This is a genomic window from Kribbella sp. NPDC004138 (assembly GCF_053603655.1).
The window spans coordinates 171,798-188,936 of the sequence record NZ_JBSGFZ010000012.1; the positions used below are offsets into that span (position 1 = coordinate 171,798).

General features: G+C 70.2%; 15 protein-coding genes. 4 read left to right on the plus strand and 11 right to left on the minus strand.

The window, feature by feature from the left end:
* Positions 1-18: 18 nt before the first annotated feature.
* Positions 19-1,854, minus strand: a complete 1,836-nt coding sequence (locus tag ACWEOO_RS18985) for an AMP-dependent synthetase/ligase (RefSeq protein ID WP_452144092.1) — start codon at positions 1,852-1,854, stop codon at positions 19-21.
* A 180-nt stretch (positions 1,855-2,034) separates the two neighbouring features.
* Here ACWEOO_RS18985 and ACWEOO_RS18990 point away from each other — a divergent pair, with 180 nt between their 5' ends.
* Entirely contained in the window at positions 2,035-3,558 is a 1,524-nt protein-coding gene (locus ACWEOO_RS18990; protein ID WP_452144093.1) for a peptide-N4-asparagine amidase, read from the plus strand.
* Here ACWEOO_RS18990 and ACWEOO_RS18995 read toward each other — a convergent pair.
* The 4 genes from ACWEOO_RS18995 to ACWEOO_RS19010 form a co-directional block, all read right to left on the minus strand.
* Positions 3,546-6,272, minus strand: coding sequence for a BTAD domain-containing putative transcriptional regulator (locus tag ACWEOO_RS18995; RefSeq protein ID WP_452144094.1), 2,727 nt, complete (start codon positions 6,270-6,272; stop codon positions 3,546-3,548). The two genes, ACWEOO_RS18990 and ACWEOO_RS18995, sit on opposite strands and share 13 nt — an antisense overlap.
* 40 nt (positions 6,273-6,312) lie before the next feature.
* Entirely contained in the window at positions 6,313-7,338 is a 1,026-nt protein-coding gene (locus ACWEOO_RS19000) for an aspartate-semialdehyde dehydrogenase (protein WP_452144095.1), read from the minus strand.
* 165 nt (positions 7,339-7,503) lie between these two features.
* On the minus strand, positions 7,504-7,689 hold the full coding sequence (locus ACWEOO_RS19005; protein ID WP_452144096.1) for a tautomerase family protein: 186 nt from the start codon (positions 7,687-7,689) through the stop codon (positions 7,504-7,506).
* A 55-nt stretch (positions 7,690-7,744) separates the two neighbouring features.
* Positions 7,745-9,256, minus strand: a complete 1,512-nt coding sequence (locus ACWEOO_RS19010) for a sodium:solute symporter family protein (protein ID WP_452144097.1) — start codon at positions 9,254-9,256, stop codon at positions 7,745-7,747.
* Between the two features lie 139 nt (positions 9,257-9,395).
* Here ACWEOO_RS19010 and kduI point away from each other — a divergent pair, with 139 nt between their 5' ends.
* Genes kduI through ACWEOO_RS19025 form a run of 3 tightly spaced genes read left to right on the plus strand, consistent with a single transcriptional unit; the run spans position 9,396 to position 11,738 of the window.
* Positions 9,396-10,220, plus strand: a complete 825-nt coding sequence (gene kduI, locus ACWEOO_RS19015) for a 5-dehydro-4-deoxy-D-glucuronate isomerase (protein WP_452144098.1) — start codon at positions 9,396-9,398, stop codon at positions 10,218-10,220.
* Positions 10,217-10,969, plus strand: coding sequence for an SDR family oxidoreductase (locus tag ACWEOO_RS19020; RefSeq protein ID WP_359942057.1), 753 nt, complete (start codon positions 10,217-10,219; stop codon positions 10,967-10,969). Before kduI ends, ACWEOO_RS19020 begins: the two co-directional genes overlap by 4 nt.
* Before the next feature lie 19 nt (positions 10,970-10,988).
* Positions 10,989-11,738, plus strand: a complete 750-nt coding sequence (locus ACWEOO_RS19025; RefSeq protein ID WP_452144099.1) for an IclR family transcriptional regulator — start codon at positions 10,989-10,991, stop codon at positions 11,736-11,738.
* Here ACWEOO_RS19025 and ACWEOO_RS19030 read toward each other — a convergent pair.
* The 6 genes from ACWEOO_RS19030 to ACWEOO_RS19055 form a co-directional block, all read right to left on the minus strand.
* Complete coding sequence (locus ACWEOO_RS19030) at positions 11,723-12,421, minus strand: class F sortase (protein ID WP_452144100.1); 699 nt, start codon at positions 12,419-12,421, stop codon at positions 11,723-11,725. The genes ACWEOO_RS19025 and ACWEOO_RS19030 overlap by 16 nt on opposite strands.
* A gap of 2 nt (positions 12,422-12,423) precedes the next feature.
* A complete protein-coding gene (locus ACWEOO_RS19035; protein ID WP_452144101.1) occupies positions 12,424-13,194 on the minus strand; it encodes a hypothetical protein in 771 nt (256 codons plus the stop codon).
* A gap of 71 nt (positions 13,195-13,265) precedes the next feature.
* Positions 13,266-14,504, minus strand: a complete 1,239-nt coding sequence (locus tag ACWEOO_RS19040; RefSeq protein ID WP_452144102.1) for an MFS transporter — start codon at positions 14,502-14,504, stop codon at positions 13,266-13,268.
* Positions 14,501-15,127, minus strand: a complete 627-nt coding sequence (locus ACWEOO_RS19045) for an MOSC domain-containing protein (protein ID WP_452144103.1) — start codon at positions 15,125-15,127, stop codon at positions 14,501-14,503. The genes ACWEOO_RS19040 and ACWEOO_RS19045 overlap by 4 nt, the downstream gene beginning before the upstream one ends.
* A 40-nt stretch (positions 15,128-15,167) precedes the next feature.
* Positions 15,168-16,547, minus strand: coding sequence for an MFS transporter (locus ACWEOO_RS19050; RefSeq protein ID WP_452144104.1), 1,380 nt, complete (start codon positions 16,545-16,547; stop codon positions 15,168-15,170).
* Positions 16,544-17,122, minus strand: a complete 579-nt coding sequence (locus ACWEOO_RS19055) for a TetR/AcrR family transcriptional regulator (protein WP_452144105.1) — start codon at positions 17,120-17,122, stop codon at positions 16,544-16,546. The genes ACWEOO_RS19050 and ACWEOO_RS19055 overlap by 4 nt, the downstream gene beginning before the upstream one ends.
* Positions 17,123-17,139 lie beyond the last annotated feature (17 nt).

The following is a 17,139-nucleotide window of genomic DNA, read 5'->3' on the forward strand; positions in this document are numbered from 1 at the left end:
GACTCGCGTACCGCCCGCTTACTCGTACATCTTGTCCAGCAGGTCGGAGTATTGGGTCTCGACGTGTTTGCGTTTGAGTTTGAGGCTGGGGGTCATTTCGCCGGACTCGACCGTGAGGTCGCGGTCGAGGATGGTGAACTTCTTGATGGTTTCCCAGCGGTTCAGGCCGGCGTTGAGTTCGTCGACGTAGCCCTGGACCATGGCGCGGGCCGCGTCCGACGTCACGATCTCGGCGTACGGCTTGCCGCCGAGGCCGTTCGCGCCGGCCCAGCCCTGGATCGCGTCGGGATCGAGGGTGACGAGGGCGGAGACGAAGTTGCGCAGGTTGCCGTGGACGACGAACTGGCTCGCGTACGGGCAGATCGTCTTGAAACGGCCCTCGATCGCCTGCGGTGCGACGTACTTGCCGCCCGACGTCTTGAACAGGTCCTTCTTCCGGTCGGTGATGAACAGGAACTCGTCCTCGAAGTGACCGATGTCGCCGGTGTGGAACCACCCGTCGGCGTCGATCACCTCGGCGGTCTGCTCCGGCTGGTTGTGGTACCCGCTCATCACGCCGTCGCCCTTGATCAGGATCTCGCCGTCCTCGGCGATCTTGAACCGCGTCGCGGGGAACGCCGGCCCGACGCTGCCCAGCCGGTACTGCGTGGGCCGGTTCAACGTCGACCCCGCCGCCGTCTCCGACAGCCCGTACCCTTCGAGGATCAGCAACCCGGCCGCGTGGAACCACTCCGCGAGCTTCTTGTCCAGCGCCGCCGACCCGGACACGAAGAACCGGATCCGCCCGCCGAACCGGGCGCGGATCTTCGACAACACGAGCCGATCGGCCGCCGCGAACTGTGCCGCGAGCACGCCGCTCGGTTCCTTGCCGGCCTGGCGTACGGCGGAGACTCGCGCGCCGACCCCGAACGCCCAGTCGAACATCTTGGCCTTGACGCCGCCCTCGGCCTGCATCATCGTCACGATCCGCCCGTGCGCCTTCTCGAAGATCCGCGGCGCCGCGGCCATGAACGTCGGCTGGACGACAGCCGCATTGTCGACAATCTTGTCGATCCGCCCGTCCACCGCGGTGGCGAACCCGATCTGGCACTGGACGGCGACCAGCACCTGACCGAACACGTGCGACAACGGCAGCCACAGGAACTGCAGGTCGTCCGGCGACAGCACCCGCATCCCCTCGACTGCGGCGCCCTCGTACGTCCACACCGAGTGCGGCAACCGCACGCCCTTCGGGCGCCCCGTCGTGCCGGACGTGTAGATCAACGTGCACAACGTGTCCGGGGTGATGCCTGCAATCCGATCGTCGACAATCGACGGGTGTTCGGCGAGGTAGGAGTCGCCCAGCATGTCCAGCTGGCCGAGCCCGATCACCCAGTCGCCGTCACTCTCGAGCGGCGTGCCGTCGAGCAGCACGACCTTGCGCAGCGACGGCGTCTCGGCGCGGTGCGCGCGGAGCTTGTCCACCTGCGAGGCGTCCTCGGCGAACACCACCTGGACGTCGGCGTCGGCCACGATGAACGCCACGTCGGCCGGGATCGTCGACGGGTAGATCGTGGTGGTCGCGGCGGCGGCCAGGACGGCGGCCAGGTAGCACTCGATCCACTCGATCCGGGTGCTCGAGGCGATCGCGACCCGCTGCTCGGGCTGCACGCCAAGCGCGATCAGGCCGGCGGCGCGCCGGCGGGTCAGTGCCTCGGTCTCCCGCCAGGTCACCGACTTCCACTGCTCTCCACGCGGGAACCGGAACGCCTCCCGCTCGGGCGTCGCCGACACCCGGTCCAGGAACATCTGGGCCATGGTGCCCTTGCGGTTGCTGAGGAGCGCGAGTTGTCCGGAATCGGCAACAGGCTTCATAACTGGCCTCCATCGGGGGTCAAGTAACCGGAGAGTATTCGCAAGGCGCACGTCCTGACCATGGCACTCGCTTGCCCACCTGCACCTTCTCCATTACGTTTCCGCAACATGCGCATACGGTCGGTGGCTCTTGTCTCACTATCCGTTCTTCTCCTCACTCTGGGCGCTCCGGCCCGCGCGGTGACCCCGCCGTCGGAGTTCGGCCCGGACTACGACGACCCGCGGACGCCCGCGCCGGCGGTGGCCGTCCCGGACACCAGGCACTGCGAGGTGCAGATCGTCCGGAACGAGTTCCGCAACTTCGACCCGTACCAGGCGACGTACACACCCCCGGCCGCCTGCCAGGGCCCGTGGTCGAAGGTCGTGCTGCGGATGCATGGCGCCGTGAAGGGCGTTCAGTACGACCGCCTCGGGCACATCACGATCGGCGGCGTCGGCGTCTTCCGTACGTCGACCCCGGAGCCGAGCGCGGACGGTATCGCCTGGGACGTGGAGAAGGACGTCACGTCGTACGCCCCGCTCCTGCGGACGCCGCAACCCGTCGTCATGGAGCTCGGCAACGTCGTCAACGACACCTACACCGGCGTCCTCGACATCACTGTGACGCTCGACTTCTACATGGCCGATCACCACACCCCGCCGGCCACCACCGCGAACGCCGTGCTCCCGCTGCAGAACCAGACCCGCGAGGACTCCGACCTGATCGGTACGGCGACCGTGCCGCGCAACACGACGCGCCTGCTCGGCGAGGTCTACGTGACCGGATCCGGCGGCGGCTGCGAGGAGTTCTGGGACACGTCCGCGCCGGCCGCGACCGGATACTCGTGCCCCGACGGCTCGCCGTACCGCGAGGTCGACGTGAGCATCGACGGCAAACTCGCGGGGATCGCGCTGCCGTACCCGTACATCTACACCGGCGGCTGGTCGAACCCGTACTCGTGGCGCCCCTCCCCCGCGCCTCGCGCGTTCGACATCAAGCCGCTGACCTACGACCTGACCCCGTTCGCGGGCCTGCTCACCGACGGCAAGCCGCACGAGTTCCGCGTCCACGTCGACGGCGTACCGGCCGGGCAGTCCGGCTGGTTCACGGTGCCGAACCTGCACGTGTGGACGGACGCGCACCGCGCGCAGACGACCGGCAGCCTCACGTCGCACGCCGTCAGCCCGCTGGCCAAGACTGACGACGTGACCGGCGCACCCAACCAGGCCGGATCCGTCGACACCAAAGCGTCCCGCAGCCTGGCGATCAGCGGGTACGTCGACACGTCGGCCGGCCGTGTGCGGACGAGTGTGAACCGCACGCTCAGCAACGTCTCGAAGCACACTTGGGACGCGGGCGAGTCCCGCGACGTGCTCGACGCGAACTGGCGGGACACCGCGACCACGACGAGCAACGGCCGCGTCGAGCGCACCGAGCTCGACTACGGCAAGACCGGCGTCCTCACCTTCTTGCCCAACGCAACGATTCCGGGCGGGTACGACGTCGTGACCGACCTGAAGATCCACGACACGATCCGGACGCCGGGCCGCACGAGCACCGAGACGTACGACGGCCGCGCGTCCTGGATCTACGGCGTACCGCGGGACCAGCGGCACGCGACCGGGACCCAGACCGTGCGGTACCGGGCGATCGGGCACGGCTGCTTCGACCACACCCTGACCGCGGTGAACGGCGTGTACACGAAGGACTTCTACCGCTGCTGAGCCAGGCAGTTGCGGACGAGCTGCGCGTCCGGATGGTCGAGCGCGTCCAGGATCTCGAGGGCGGCGGCGTAGCTGGCGCGGGCGCCGTCGCCGCGGCCGGCGCGGTCCTGGACGCGCGCCATCGCCATCAGGCAGTCCGCCGTGTCGAGCCGCCGGCCGAGCCCGCGCAGCACGTCCACCGCGACGGTGTACAACGCGATCGCCTCGTCGAACCGCCCGAGCCCGGCGAGCGCGTAGCCGCTGGTGTCGCTGGCGACGGCGCGGCCGAACTCCGAGGCGACCTCGCCGTACAGCTTCAGGGACTGCTGCGCATAGTCGAGCCCGGCCTCGTACTCGCCGAGCTCGGAGTGGTACCAGCCGAGGTTGTTGAGGGCGTTGGCCCGCGCGTCGACATGACCGGTGCGCTCGTAGATCCGCAGCGCCCGCTGGGTGTGCTCGATCGCGCGCCGATGGTCCCCGGTCCGCGTATACACCCGCCCGATCCCGAGTGAACCGTGCGCGACACCGGCCTCGTCGCCGAGCTCCTCCGCGATGCCGAGCGCCAGCTCGTGCTGCCGGATCGCCTCGTCCCACTCCCGCATCGCCATGTGCCCGCGGGCGAGATCGCGCCGCGTGTGCGCCTGCTTGGGCAGATCGCCGAGCCGCACCGCCGCCTCGAGCGCCAACTGCTGCGCCTGCGGATACCCGGACCGGCCGCGGAAGTCGAGGTAGTCCGCGATCGTCCAGACGCACAACCACAGCAGTACGTCGGCACGCCCGGCCGCGGCCCGCAGTACGGCGAGATTGTTCGGCTGCTCGGAATCGAACCAAGCGAACGCCTCGTCGCGGGTCGTCGGCGCGACCACCTCGACGTCCGCGGGAAGCTCCGGCAGCTCGACCCGGACCCGGCTCGGCGCCAGCAGCACCGCGGCCGCGAACCCGGTGTGGACGAGGTAGTGGAGCAGCCTCTCGAAGGCGTCCGCCGCCTCCCCCGGCTCGCACAACTCCTGCCCGTACACGCGCAGCAGGTCGTGCAGCACCCAGCGATCCGGCTCGATCTCGATCAGCTGATGGTTCGCGACCAGCTCTGCGATCATCCGCCGCGCGTCCCGCACCGGTACGCCGGTCAGCGCGGCCGCCGCTCCGGGCGTGATCTCGGTGCCGGGGTGCTGCGTGACCAGCCTGAACATCCGGGCCAGCTCCGGCCGCAACTGCCGGTACGACCAGGAGAAGATCGTCCGTACGCCGACGCCGTCCGCGGTCGCCAACGCGTCCAGAGGACCGTGGCCGAGCGCGCTCACGAACGACGCCAGCGCCCGTCGCGGCCGCAACGCGATCTGCGCCGCGAGCAGTGACAGCGCCAGCGGCAGACCGGCGCAGCGCTCCACCAACGCGTCGACACTCGCCGGATCCGAAGCGAACCGCCGCGCGCCGATCCTTGCCTCCAGCAACTGCTTCGACTGGAGCGGGTCGAACACGTCCAGCCGGATGGGCTCGGCCTGCTCGGTCGCGACCAGGCCTGCCAGCTCGTTGCGGCTGGTGACGACGGTCTGGCACCGGGATCCGGCCGCCGCGAGCGGACGGACCTGATCGCCGGAGCGAGCGTTGTCGAGGACGACCAGGACCGCGCGCTCGGCCAGCAGGCTGCGGTACAGCGCGACCTGCTCCTCGACATTCCCCGGCAGCCGATCGGGTGCGGTGCCGAGCGCGACCAGGAAGCGGGACAGGACCGCGTGCGGGTCGGCCGGCTCCGCGACGGGCGAGAAGCCGAGCAGGTCGGCGTACAGGACGCCGTCGGGAAAACGGTCCGCGACCTGACGCGCCCAGTGGACCGCGAGCGAGGTCTTGCCGACGCCCGCCGGGCCGATGACCAGGCCGAGGCTCGCGGTCGGCAGCAGTTCGTCGAGCCGCCGGAGGTCGTCGGTGCGACCGGTGAATGCGGGGATGGAAGCCGGCAGCTGCCGCGGCACGACGCTGGACTCCGTTGCGTTGTCGGTCGCGCTGAGCAGCTCGGCGTGCAGGTCTCTGAGCTCGGGACCGGGGTCGGCGCCGAGCAGATCGCGGAGACGCTCGGCCACATCGCCGTACGTCGCCAGGGCGAGCGCGGTCCGGCCGGAGGCCTGGTGGGCGCGGATCAGCTGCGCCCAGAAGCGCTCGCGGGTCGGGTGGCGTTCGGCGAGCTCGGTCAGCTCGGGGACGAGGTCCGCGGACTCGCCGACGGCCAGCCGCGCGTCGAAGTACAGCTCCTGCGCCTGCAGGCGCTCCTCGTCGAGGCGTGGGGTCAGCTCCCGGGCCACGGTGCCGGTGTCGAGGCCCGCGAGCGGCTCGCCACGCCAGAGCGCGAGGGCGGCGGTGAGCGGCTCGACCCGGTCGGCCGGATCGGCGGTCTCGGCGGCGCTGCGGACCAACGTCCGGAACACCTCGATGTCGACCTGCGCCGGCTCAACGTGGAGCGAGTACCCGCCGGCGCCGGTGCGAAGCATGGACCGGCCGGTGTCGCCGAGAGCGGTGCGCAAGCGGGAGACATACACCTGCAGTGCGGCGCGCGGGTTGCCCGGCAGCTCGTCCTCGTCCCACAACAGGTCGACGAGCTCGTCGACGGGCACAGTCCGGTCGATCCGCAACACGAGCGCGGCCAATAGCACCGCGCCCCGGCGCGACGGCAACGGGACGACGTCGCCGCCGGAGGTTCTGATCTCCACCGGCCCCAGCACCCGGAACTCCAGCTTGGCCACCTCCCTCGCCAGAGCCCTCAATCCTAGGGCCCGCCCAGGGTCAGCGCGCGGCGAGCAGCTCCGCGATCTGGACCGCATTCAGGGCCGCGCCCTTGCGCAGGTTGTCGTTCGAGACGAACAGGACGAGCCCGCGGTTGCCCGGCACCGACTGGTCCTGGCGGATGCGGCCGACGTACGACGGGTCCTGGCCGGCCGCGAGCAACGGGGTCGGCAGGTCCGTGACGGCGACACCCGGTGCGGCGCCGAGGATCTCGGTCGCGCGCTCCGGGGTGATCGGCTCGGCGAACTCGGCGTGGATGCTGAGCGAGTGGCCGGTGAAGACGGGCACCCGGACGCAGGTGCCGGCCACCGGCAGGTCCGGGATGTGCAGGATCTTCCGGCTCTCGTTGCGGAGCTTCTGCTCCTCGTCGGTCTCACCGGTGCCGTCGGCAACGATCGAACCGGCCAGCGGCAGCACGTTGAACGCGATCGGCCCGGCGTACACCTTGGGCTCGGGCAGCGTGATCCCGTCGGTGCCGCGGGCGAGCCGGCCGCCGACCGCCGCCAGGTCGCGGGCCTGGTCCTCGAGCTCGCTCACGCCGACGCCGCCGGACCCGGAGACGGCCTGGTAGGTCGAGACGACGAGACGGGTCAGCCCGGCTTCACGGTGCAGCGGGGCCAGCACCGGCATCGCGGCCATGGTCGTGCAGTTCGGGTTCGCGACGATGCCCTTCGGGATCGTGGCGAGGTCCTCCGGGTTCACCTCGGAGACGACCAGCGGCACGTCCGGGTCCATCCGCCAGCCGGACGAGTTGTCCACCACGACGGCGCCCGCCGCGGCCACCTTCGGCGCGAGCTCCTTCGACGCCGTCTTCCCGTTCGAGAACAGCGCCAGCTCGAGCCCGGAGAAGTCGGCTGTCGCGGAGTCCTCGACGACGACCTCCCGCTCGCCGAACGGCAGCTTCGTCCCCGCCGACCGCGCCGACGCGAAGAACCGCACCTCGTCCACCGGGAAGCCGCGCTCGACGAGCAACTCCCGCATCACGCCGCCGACCTGACCCGTAGCACCGAAAACACCTACTCGCATGCGCCCGACAGTAGTTGGTCGGCGCTCCCCGCGCCCGCGGGTTTCACGCAGCGGACCCCAGACACTCACCAACCGGTCCGCTTCCGGCGGAGGCACGCTCAGCCGAGCCGGCCGATCGCCCGCCGTGCGGGGTTGGTGAGTGCTGGAGGTCCGGTCGGCGGCGGCTCAGGCGTCGGCGACCAGCGTGCCGCCGTTGGCGACGTCGGTTTTCTCGATCTCGGTGAAGACGATGCGGACCGATTCGCGCTTGGCGCCGAGGATGGCGATGGCGGAGTTGGTGACCGCGGCGACGAACTCGCGGCGCTGGTCGAGGGTGCGGCCGGAGAGGAGTTCGACGGTGATGTTCGGCATGAGGCGGTTCTCCTAAGAAGCGTTAGTTCCGTGTCGTGGGACAGTGTTTCAGATTTCAGGACAGGGCCGCGGAGCGGCGGGCGGCGACCTCGTCGGTCTCGTCCGGGTCGGTGTTCAGCGACTCGACCAGCTCGTCGACATCCGCGCGGCTCTCCGGCAGCAGCAACCCGAGCCCGACGTACACCACCAGAGAAGTTGCCAGCGGCAACGCGACGACCAGGGTCGTGTCGGTGGAGCCGACGCCGTACTTCACGATCGCCCAGGTGATCAGCCCGATCGCCCAGGAAGCCAGCGCGGCGCGGGATCCGCTGCGCCGGAACCACGGCAGCAGCCCGAGCATCAACGGGATCGCGATCGGCCCCATCGTCGCGGCGACCAGGTCGACCACGATCTTCAGCACCACACCCTCGCCGTTGGTCGCGATCGCGATCAGCATGCTCACCGTGACGAACGTGAACGTGACGATCCGCGCCATCTTCAGCGTCGCGGCGTCGGTCAGCCGGCGCACGCGCGGCACCAGCACCGGCGCCAGGTCCCGCGTGATCACCGACGAGATCGCGTTCGCGTCCGAGGCCACCATCGCCATCGTGTGCGAGAAGAACCCGGCGAGCACCAGCCCGATCAGCCCGGTCGGCAGCAGCAGTTGCGCGAGTGCGACGTACGACTGCTCGGGTTTGCCCGGCTGCACCAGCAGCGGCGCCGCACACATCGGGATGAACAGGATCAGCGGCCAGACCAGCCAAAGGGCCGAGGAGAGCAGGGCGGATTTCCTCGCCGCGGACCCGGACGGCGCGGCCATGTACCGCTGCGCCAGGTTCCACATGCCGCCGTTGTACTCGAACGTCTTGATGAACAGGAACGCGATCAGGAAGACCGGCGTGTAGGACCCGTTCAGCGCGTCGCCGTGCCCGGCCGGCAACTGGTCCCACATCGTCCACAACGTCGGTACGCCGTCCAGGTGCGCGAGCACCCCGACGAACATCGCGACACCGGCCCCGAACTGGATCACGAACTGCCCGAAGTCGGTGAGCACGTCGGCCCACAGCCCGCCGAGCGTGGCGTACAGCATCGTCACCACACCGGTCAGCAAGATCCCCCACCGGATCGGCACACCGGTGAATCCGTTCAGCAGAACGGCGATCGCGACCCACTTCGAGGCGATGTCGACGACCTTCAGCGCGGCCCCGGAGTACGCGAGCGCCTGCTGGGTCGGCAGGTTGTAGCGCCGCGCGAGGTACTCCAGCGGCGACACGACCCCGTGTTTCGCGCGCAGCCGGTTCCATCGCGCCGCGAACAGGAACGCGCCGATGCCGACACCGACGCCGATCGTCATCGCCCACCAGACGTAGACGGTGATGCCGTACGTGTAGGCGACGGCCGCGAACGCGACGAACATGACCGCGCTGTAGCCGGACATGTGGTGCGAGATGCCGGACAGCCACCAGGGGATCCGGCCTCCGGTCGTGAAGTAGTCCACGACCGTCTTGATCTTGGTGCGTGACCAGACCCCGATCAGCACCATCAACACGAAATAGCCGACCAGGACCGACCAGTCCACAGCGGTCATCGGGGATCCTCCCAGGGGCGATGGGCGAGTGACTGGACGGTTCCATTGAGAAGAACCTGGTGTCAAGGGACGGAACTGGAACCTTTCTCCAAGCGGTTCCAGCGTTGACAGTCCGTTCTGCGGAGTAGAACCTAGTTCCGTGACTCTGCAGATCAGGCACGCCACCCATCCCGAGCAGCTGCCCGGCTTCGACACGGCCGCACTGCGCCGCCACTACCTCGTGGACGACCTCTTCGTCCCCGGCGCCGTCACCGCGGTGCTCACCCACCACGACCGAATCGTGCTCGCCGGCGCCCGTCCCACGCACGGGCCGCTGATCCTCGACACCTATCCCGAGCTGCGCAGCGAGTTCTTCCTCGAGCGCCGCGAGGCCGGCATCGTCAACGTCGGCGGGCCCGGCACCGTCACCGCCGACGGCACGAACTACGAGCTGGCCACCGGCGCCTGCCTGTACGTCGGACGCGGCGTCCGCGACGTCGTCTTCGAGGGACCCGAGTCCGCGTTCTACGTCTTCTCGGCGCCGGCGCACACCGCGTTCCCGACCGCGCAGGTCAACCCCGGCGAGGGCAACCGCCTTGGGCTCGGCGACCAGCAGACCGCGAACCGCCGCACGATCGACCAGTTCATCCACGCGGACGGCGTGCAGAGCTGCCAGATCGTGCTCGGCGTGACGACGCTGCACCCGGGCAGCACCTGGAACACGATGCCCGCGCACACCCATGACCGCCGGACCGAGTGCTACCTGTACTTCGGCCTCCCGGAGACCGAGCGGATCGTGCACCTGCTCGGCGAGCCCGAGGAGACGCGGCACCTGCTGGTCGCGGACCGCCAGGCGGTCATCTCCCCCAGTTGGTCGATCCACTCCGGCTGCGGCACGGCGTCGTACAGCTTCGTCTGGGCGATGGCCGGCGAGAACCAGGCGTTCGGCGACATGGACGGTGTCGACGTCCGGGATCTGCGGTGACGTCCTTCAGCCTCGAAGGACGTACGGCGCTGGTCACCGGGGCCCGGCGCGGGATCGGGGCGGCGATCGCGGCCGGGTACGCCGCGGCCGGCGCCGAGCTGATCCTGATGGCCCGCGACGCCGCGCTCGAGGACACCCTCGAGGCGATCAAGCAGCACGGCGGCGACGCGTCCGTGGTGATCGCCGACTTCGCCGACCCGGCCGCGGTGGAACGAGCAGCAACAGAGATTGTCGACAACAGGACGGTCGACATCCTGGTCAACAACGCCGGCACCATCCGGCGGGCGCCGGCGGCCGCGACGACGACCGCGGACTGGCAGCACGTTATCGACGTGAACCTCAACTCGACCTGGGCGGTGACCCGGCCGATCGGGGCCGCGATGGCCGAGCGCCGGACCGGGAAGATCGTCACGATCGCGTCGCTGCTGAGTTTCCAGGGCGGGATCACCGTCCCGGCCTACACCGCCAGCAAGCACGCGGTCGCGGGGCTGACCCGGGCCCTGGCCAACGAGTGGGGACCGGCGGGTGTCCAGGTGAACGCGATCGCGCCCGGGTACATCGCTACCGACAACACCACCGAACTGCGGGCGGATCCGGACCGCGAGGCCGCGATCCGGCAACGCATCCCGGCCGGTCGCTGGGGGCGGCCCGAGGACGTCGTCGGCGCCGCGGTGTTCCTTGCGTCCGCGGCCGCGGACTATGTCAACGGCCACGTGCTCGCCGTCGACGGTGGATGGCTGGCGAGATAGGAGTGGCAGGATGTCCGACATGAGTTCGCCCTCGGCCATCGACAAGACGTTGATGGTGCTGGACGCCGTCCTGGAGCACTCGCGGTTCACCGACGTGGTGAACGCGACCGGTCTGGCCAAGTCGACCGTGCACCGGATCATGGCGTCGCTCGTCGAGCACGAGTTCGTCGCCCAGGCCGACGACGGGTCGTACCACCCGGGCCCGAAGGCGCTCCGGCTGGCCGGTCACGCGTTGACGAACGTCGACCTGGCCACGGTCGCCCGTCCGGTGCTCGCGGACCTGGTCGCGCAGACGCGCTGCACGGTGCACGTCGGCCTGCTCAACGGTGACGAGGCGATCTACGTCGCGCGCCTCGACGGCCCGAAGCCGTACCGGATGCCGTCGCGGGTCGGCAAGGCGATCTGGCTGCACTGCACCGGCATCGGCAAGGCGCTGCTCGCGGAGAAGGACGACGAGTCGCTCGACGTCCACATCACCCGGACCGGCCTGCCCGCTCGGACGCCGCTGACGCATACGTCGGCCGCCGCGCTGAAGGCTGATCTCGCGCAGACCAGGGCCCGCGGGTACGCGCTCGACGACGAGGAGAACGAGCCGGGCATCCGCTGCGTCGCGGCCGTCATCCACGACCACACGGGCGCCGCGATCGCCGCGGTCAGCATCTCCACGCTGTCCCTCGAACAGTCGATCGCCCAGGTCGCCCTGATGGCCCCCGCCGCGATCGAGGCCGCCCGCAAGATCTCCGCGGCCCTCGGCTACCGCGAGCCCTGAGCGAGCCGCGCCGACACGACGACATTGTCCAGGTAGCGGTGCGCTGCCTCGTCGTACGTGCCGCCGCAGGTGATCAGGCGCAACGCCGCGTGATCCGATCCGCCGTACACCTGGCCGGTCGGGAACTTGTCCTTGGCGAACTGGCCGACGCTTTCGACCGTGAACACCGCGGTCCGCCCGTCCTGGCGCCGTACGTCGATGCGGTCGCCGGCCCGTAGCTCGGCGAGCCGGAAGAAGACCGCCGGGCGGTGGTTCCAGGTGACGTGTCCGGCAATCACCGATCGGCCGATCACTCCCGGAGCCGGGGACGGGGTGAACCAGCCGGCCTTGGCCGGGTCCTTCGGGACCTGCATGGCACCGTTCGCGTCGAGTTCCAACTGTTCGAGGGGCGAGTTCACCTTCAGTCGTGGGATGCCGATCGAGACCGGCTCGGAGGCCGGCAGGGCGAGTGGCGGTCGATGCCTCGGCCGCGTCGCGGTGCTTGCGGGCGGCTGGGTCATGGAGGGCTGGGTGACGGACGGCTGGTTCGGGGGCGTTCTACCGGGCGCCGCCGCGGGCGGTGACGGCTGTTGGGCCGTCACCGCCACCGCGAGCAGGGTCCCGCCGGTAGCCAGCAGCACAGCACCGGCGAGCGCCAGGATCACGCGCGACCGCCGCCGCGACGGCGTCACGGAACGCGCCATGATCAAGCCTCGACGCGGATCCGCCGCCGGACCAGGAACGCGGTCGCGCCGCCGAGCAGCGCAATGCCGCCCAGCGCCAGCAGTCCGGCGTGCTCGACACCCGCCGTGCTACCGGTCCCCGTCTCGACGCCGCCCATCGCCGCGACCTCACCGCAGGTCGCGGGGTTGGTCGCCTCCTCCGGGATGCCCTTCACGCCGAGCGAACGCGCGAACACCGACTCGCCGAGCGCCGCCGCGTCGTACTTTCCGTTGCCATTGGCATCCAAACCGTGCTGGACGATGTGCAGGTGCTGCAGATTGTCCAGGGTCCCGGCGGGCAGCGCGGACGCCGCGATGGTGCGCTCGTAGCTCAGATTGCCGTCCGCGTCGGCGACCGGCATCCGGTCAACCGCCAAGCCGCTCGCCTTCGAGGTGTCGCCCTTGGTGGTGAGCGAGACGAAGACGTCGCCGTACTGCGGCAGGCCCTCCTCCGTGGACACCTGTCCGTCACCGTTCTTGTCGGCACTCGCAGGCGGACAGGTGAACATGTGCCCGCTGGTCGAGCCGTGGATGTGTTGCGCGTGCGGTGACTTCGGCGTGAAGCCGGAGCCGGTGATCTTCACATGCAAGCTGCCGTCGTCACGCGACGTCAGTGTCGCCGTCGCGTGTGATCCGCTCTGATTCAGCTCGTCCAGTGTGAACCGGACGGTTCGGTCCGCGTGTGCCGGAAGCGTAGTACCGAGTGACAGCGTCGCCGCTGCTGCGAGAGCAAACGTGGTGCGGCGAAGTCTCATGATCAGTCCTCTCCTCACATCGTCGGTCGGAGGGACTTCGGAGCCGAGGCAGTTCCGGATGGGCCCGAATCTCAGGCGGCCACCGCGACCCGGCGATCCGCGGCCCACCGGACGACCGGGACGAACAGGATTCCGATCACCGCGAACCAGACGCCGAGGATGATCCAGCCGGGAACGCCGAGGCCGAGCGGGAGCAGAGCGAGGACGGTCGGGGCGAGCATCGTGCTGATCGACATGCTGGTGTTCCAGACGCCCTGGTACTGCCCTTGGGCGTGCCCCGGCGCCAGGTCGAAGCTCAGCAGGAACGCACCCGACGACTGCAGCAGCTCGCCGATCACCTGCACGAGCGCGCCGACCGCGAGCAGGCCGACTGCGATCACCGCGTTCCCCCAGGTCGCGCCGGCCATCAGCACCATCGAGGCCAGGAGCAACAATCCGGCGGTCCGGGTGGCCCGGGCCGCGGTGGCCGGGTCGGCGACGCCGCGCGACGACCGGACCTGGAAGAGCGCTACGACCACGGTGTTGATGATCAGCAGCAGCGCGACGGTCCAGCGCGGCGCGTCGGTGTGATCGACCACCCAGAGCGGGATCGCGACGTCGAGGACGGCGTAGTGGATGCTCATGCCGGCGTTCAGCGCGGCGACGGCGAGGTACCCACGGTCGCGCAACGCGATCCAGACCGGGCCGTCCGCGTCGTGCGGCTGCGGCGCGACCCGTGGGATCGCCAGGACGACGAACGCCGCGATGCTGGTCAGGACGGCGTCGAGCACGAACATCAGCCGGTACGCCGTACCGGTGTCGAAGTGCAGCGCGAACGCGCCGACGCCCGCTCCGGCCATGATGCCGATGTTCGTGACGGCCCGCAGGTACGCGCGGGCGGCGACCCGTCCCGCGCCCGTGGTGACCGCCGCGATCAGAGCCGCGCGGACCGCACCGGCGCCGCGGTCGATCATCGTCAGCACGATGCTCACGACCAGGAACTGCCAGAACGTGTCGACGAACAGGTACATCAGGGAGAGGCCGCACGCCGTCAGGCTCAGGACGACGAACAGTCCCCGCGGGCCGCGACGATCCGCGAGATGTCCCAGCGGTACGGCGGACAGCAGTCCGAACAGTCCCGCGACGGTAAGGCCGAGCCCGACCTCGGCGATGCTCAAGCCGACGATCCGGTTGAAGTAGAGCACGCTGACCGTCATCAGCAGCCCGTTCCCGACCCGGCTCAGCAGGGTCGCGAGGGCCAGCGGCCGCAACGGTCCAGGGGTCGGCAGCAACCCCTGCACCGCGTTGCCCTGGTCGTTCGGCGCACTCACCCGCGGGCCGCGACGCGGCGCGCCGTGTCGCGGAGCTCGTCCATGAGGTCGACGCCGGAGTCGAGCATGCGCTGCATCCTGGCGGCATCCTGCTGCGCGAACATGCGTGCGATCGTGACCTCGTGGTCGGGGCGGCCGACGATCTCGATCGGGTCGCCGGCGCCGATCGTGCCGTCGCGCAGCACCTTCAGGTACGCGCCGGGGCAACCGGCCTGATGGAACCGCTTGACCCAGTGCGGCTCCTGCATGCGGTGCTGGAACGTGATGCACGGGATGCGCGGCGCGCGGACCATCACCTCGACCTCGTCGCCGATCCGCCAGACTTCGCCGAGCAGCGCGTCGCTGATGTCGACGCCCTCGGTGCGCAGGTTCTCGCCGAACAGGCCGGTCGGGATGTCCCGTCCGAGCTCGGCCGCCCACCAGCGCGCGTCCTCCTCGGCGTACGCGTAGAGGGCCTGGTCGGGACCGCCGTGGTTCTTGGTGTCGCACACCCGGTCGCCGGCGAGTCCGAGCTCGCCGACACGGACCCGGCCGGACTGCGGCCGCTTGTCGATCGCGGTGAAACCCGTCTCCTTGGGACCCGGGATCAGTTCCTCCACCACGTTGACCGTCAGTAGCCGCATACCGGCATCATCACCCGCGGGACACGGACGGTTCCACTGGTTATGCACACTGGAGCGGCAGTACGGCGATGATCAGCAACGTCGCCGCCGTCGCGGCGACGCCGATCCAGGCCGCTGCGTCGTACCCGGACTGCCTCGGGAAGACGCCCGTGGTGTGTGCGGCCAGGATCAGTCCGCCGAGCGCGCTGCCGGCGGAGAAGCCGACGCTCCGCACGACCGCGTTGACACTCATCGCGCTGGCCGTTTCACCGGGCGGCGTCGCCGCGAGTATGACGACCGGCATGGCGGCCGAGAACGCGCCGACGCCGAATCCCAGGATGCCGATGGCAACGACCGGGCCGGCGAGGTGTGAGCGCGCGACCGCGAAGAGTACGAACGCCGCCAGCACCACCGCTGTACTTGCCGTCAGCAACAGTCGCGGTCCGAGCCGATCCCGCCAGGCGGGCACCAGGCGACCGGCGACGAAACCGAGGACCGAGAACGGCACGAGGACCAGACCAGCTTGGAAGGAGTCGAGCCCGAAGCCGTACCCGGCCGGGGCCGGCGTCTGCACGTAGCGGGTGATCAGGCTGAACAGCAGGTACATCCCGACGCCGCCGATCAGCATCACCAGGTTGGCCGCCGCGATCGCCGGGTGGCGCAGGAGGCGTACGTCGACCAACGGCTTGTCGACTCGCGTCTCCAGGAAGGCCCAGCCGGCGAGCACCGCGAGCGCGGCCACCAGGATCGTCAGCGCGAGCGCAACGTGCCGCTGCCACAGGGCGGTCTCGCCGATCACCAGGAGCAGCGCGGGGAGGGCGATCGCGAGCAGGACCGCGCCGCGGACGTCGAGGCGGACCGACGGGCGCTCCGGTGCTTGCGGTACGACGAAGAGCGCGGAGGCGAAAGCGGCCGCGGTGACGACGAGGCCGAGGCCGTATGCGGCGCGGACACCGCCGAGGTCCGTGATCAGGCCCGAGAGCGGATAGCCGATGCCGATCCCGACGGTCGAGGCCACGGACAGCGAGGCGATCGTTCGTGCGGCCCGGTGCTCGTCCAGATGGTCGCGCGCGACCGCCATCATCAACACGATCAGGCCGAGGCCGGACCCCTGCAACGCGCGTCCGGCGAGCAGGAACGCGAAGGGCAGCGGCAGCACCGTCAGCAGGCTTCCCACGACCTCCACGCCCAGCATGGCCAGGATGACGGTACGCCGGCGCGGGCCGGAGCCGAGCCGCCCGAGGACCGGGGTCGCGACCGCCCCCGCCAGCAGGGCAATCGTCAGCGTCCACTGCGCGGCTGCCAGCGAGACGTCGTACTGCTCCGCCACCGCGGTGATCAGCGGAGCGCCGAGGCTCCCGATCACGACGGACAGGATGAGCCCGACGCAGACCAGGAAGGTGGGCAGCACCCGGGGCTTGGCAGTCGCCTGTGTGCTCATCGGTTGGTCTCGGTGGTGATGTGGGTGAACAGGCCGGGCTGGATGCGGGTCCGCGCCTGGTGGGACCACGGCTCGTCCACCTCTGGGAGGTCCAGGGCGGCGCTGGTGTTGAGCAGCATGCCGAAGGCGAGGAACGCCTTCACGGTGACCGGGTCCAACTGCGCGGTGTCGGCGACGGACTGCCACAGCCGGGCGAAGCTCGCCCGTACGGCGTCCCGTACCTCACCGTCGCCCGCGGCCGCCGCGGCCGTGCCCTGCAACTGCAGCAGCAGCGTGGTGCGGTCGGCGAGCATGGCGTTGTACTCCTGCCCCATCGCCGTCAGCGCCTCGATCCCGCTCGCCCCGCCGGCCGCCGCGACCATCGCCAGCCGCATCCGCTCGAATGCGGCGTCCACGCACTCCAGGAACAGCAGCTTCTTGGTCCCGAACAGCCGGAACACGTACGCCTGCGTGATCCCGGCCCGGCGCGCGATCGTCTCGGTCGAGGCGCCGGACAACCCGGCGGCCGCGAACTCCTCCTCGGCGATCCCGAGGATCTGCACCCGCCGCTCCCGCCCGCTCATCCGCGTCGCCATGGCTTCGAAGTTAGTAG

Excerpts from the sequence above, each read along its gene's own strand:
- ACWEOO_RS19035 (WP_452144101.1), bottom strand. The coding sequence starts at position 13,194 with ATGAGACTTCGCCGCACCACGTTTGCTCTCGCAGCAGCGGCGACGCTG.
- ACWEOO_RS19005 (WP_452144096.1), bottom strand. The coding sequence starts at position 7,689 with ATGCCGAACATCACCGTCGAACTCCTCTCCGGCCGCACCCTCGACCAG.
- ACWEOO_RS19045 (WP_452144103.1), bottom strand. The coding sequence starts at position 15,127 with ATGCGGCTACTGACGGTCAACGTGGTGGAGGAACTGATCCCGGGTCCC.
- ACWEOO_RS19000 (WP_452144095.1), bottom strand. The coding sequence starts at position 7,338 with ATGCGAGTAGGTGTTTTCGGTGCTACGGGTCAGGTCGGCGGCGTGATG.
- ACWEOO_RS19025 (WP_452144099.1), top strand. The coding sequence starts at position 10,989 with ATGAGTTCGCCCTCGGCCATCGACAAGACGTTGATGGTGCTGGACGCC.
- ACWEOO_RS19050 (WP_452144104.1), bottom strand. The coding sequence starts at position 16,547 with ATGAGCACACAGGCGACTGCCAAGCCCCGGGTGCTGCCCACCTTCCTG.
- ACWEOO_RS19055 (WP_452144105.1), bottom strand. The coding sequence starts at position 17,122 with ATGGCGACGCGGATGAGCGGGCGGGAGCGGCGGGTGCAGATCCTCGGG.
- ACWEOO_RS19010 (WP_452144097.1), bottom strand. The coding sequence starts at position 9,256 with ATGACCGCTGTGGACTGGTCGGTCCTGGTCGGCTATTTCGTGTTGATG.
- ACWEOO_RS18985 (WP_452144092.1), bottom strand. The coding sequence starts at position 1,854 with ATGAAGCCTGTTGCCGATTCCGGACAACTCGCGCTCCTCAGCAACCGC.
- ACWEOO_RS19030 (WP_452144100.1), bottom strand. The coding sequence starts at position 12,421 with ATGGCGCGTTCCGTGACGCCGTCGCGGCGGCGGTCGCGCGTGATCCTG.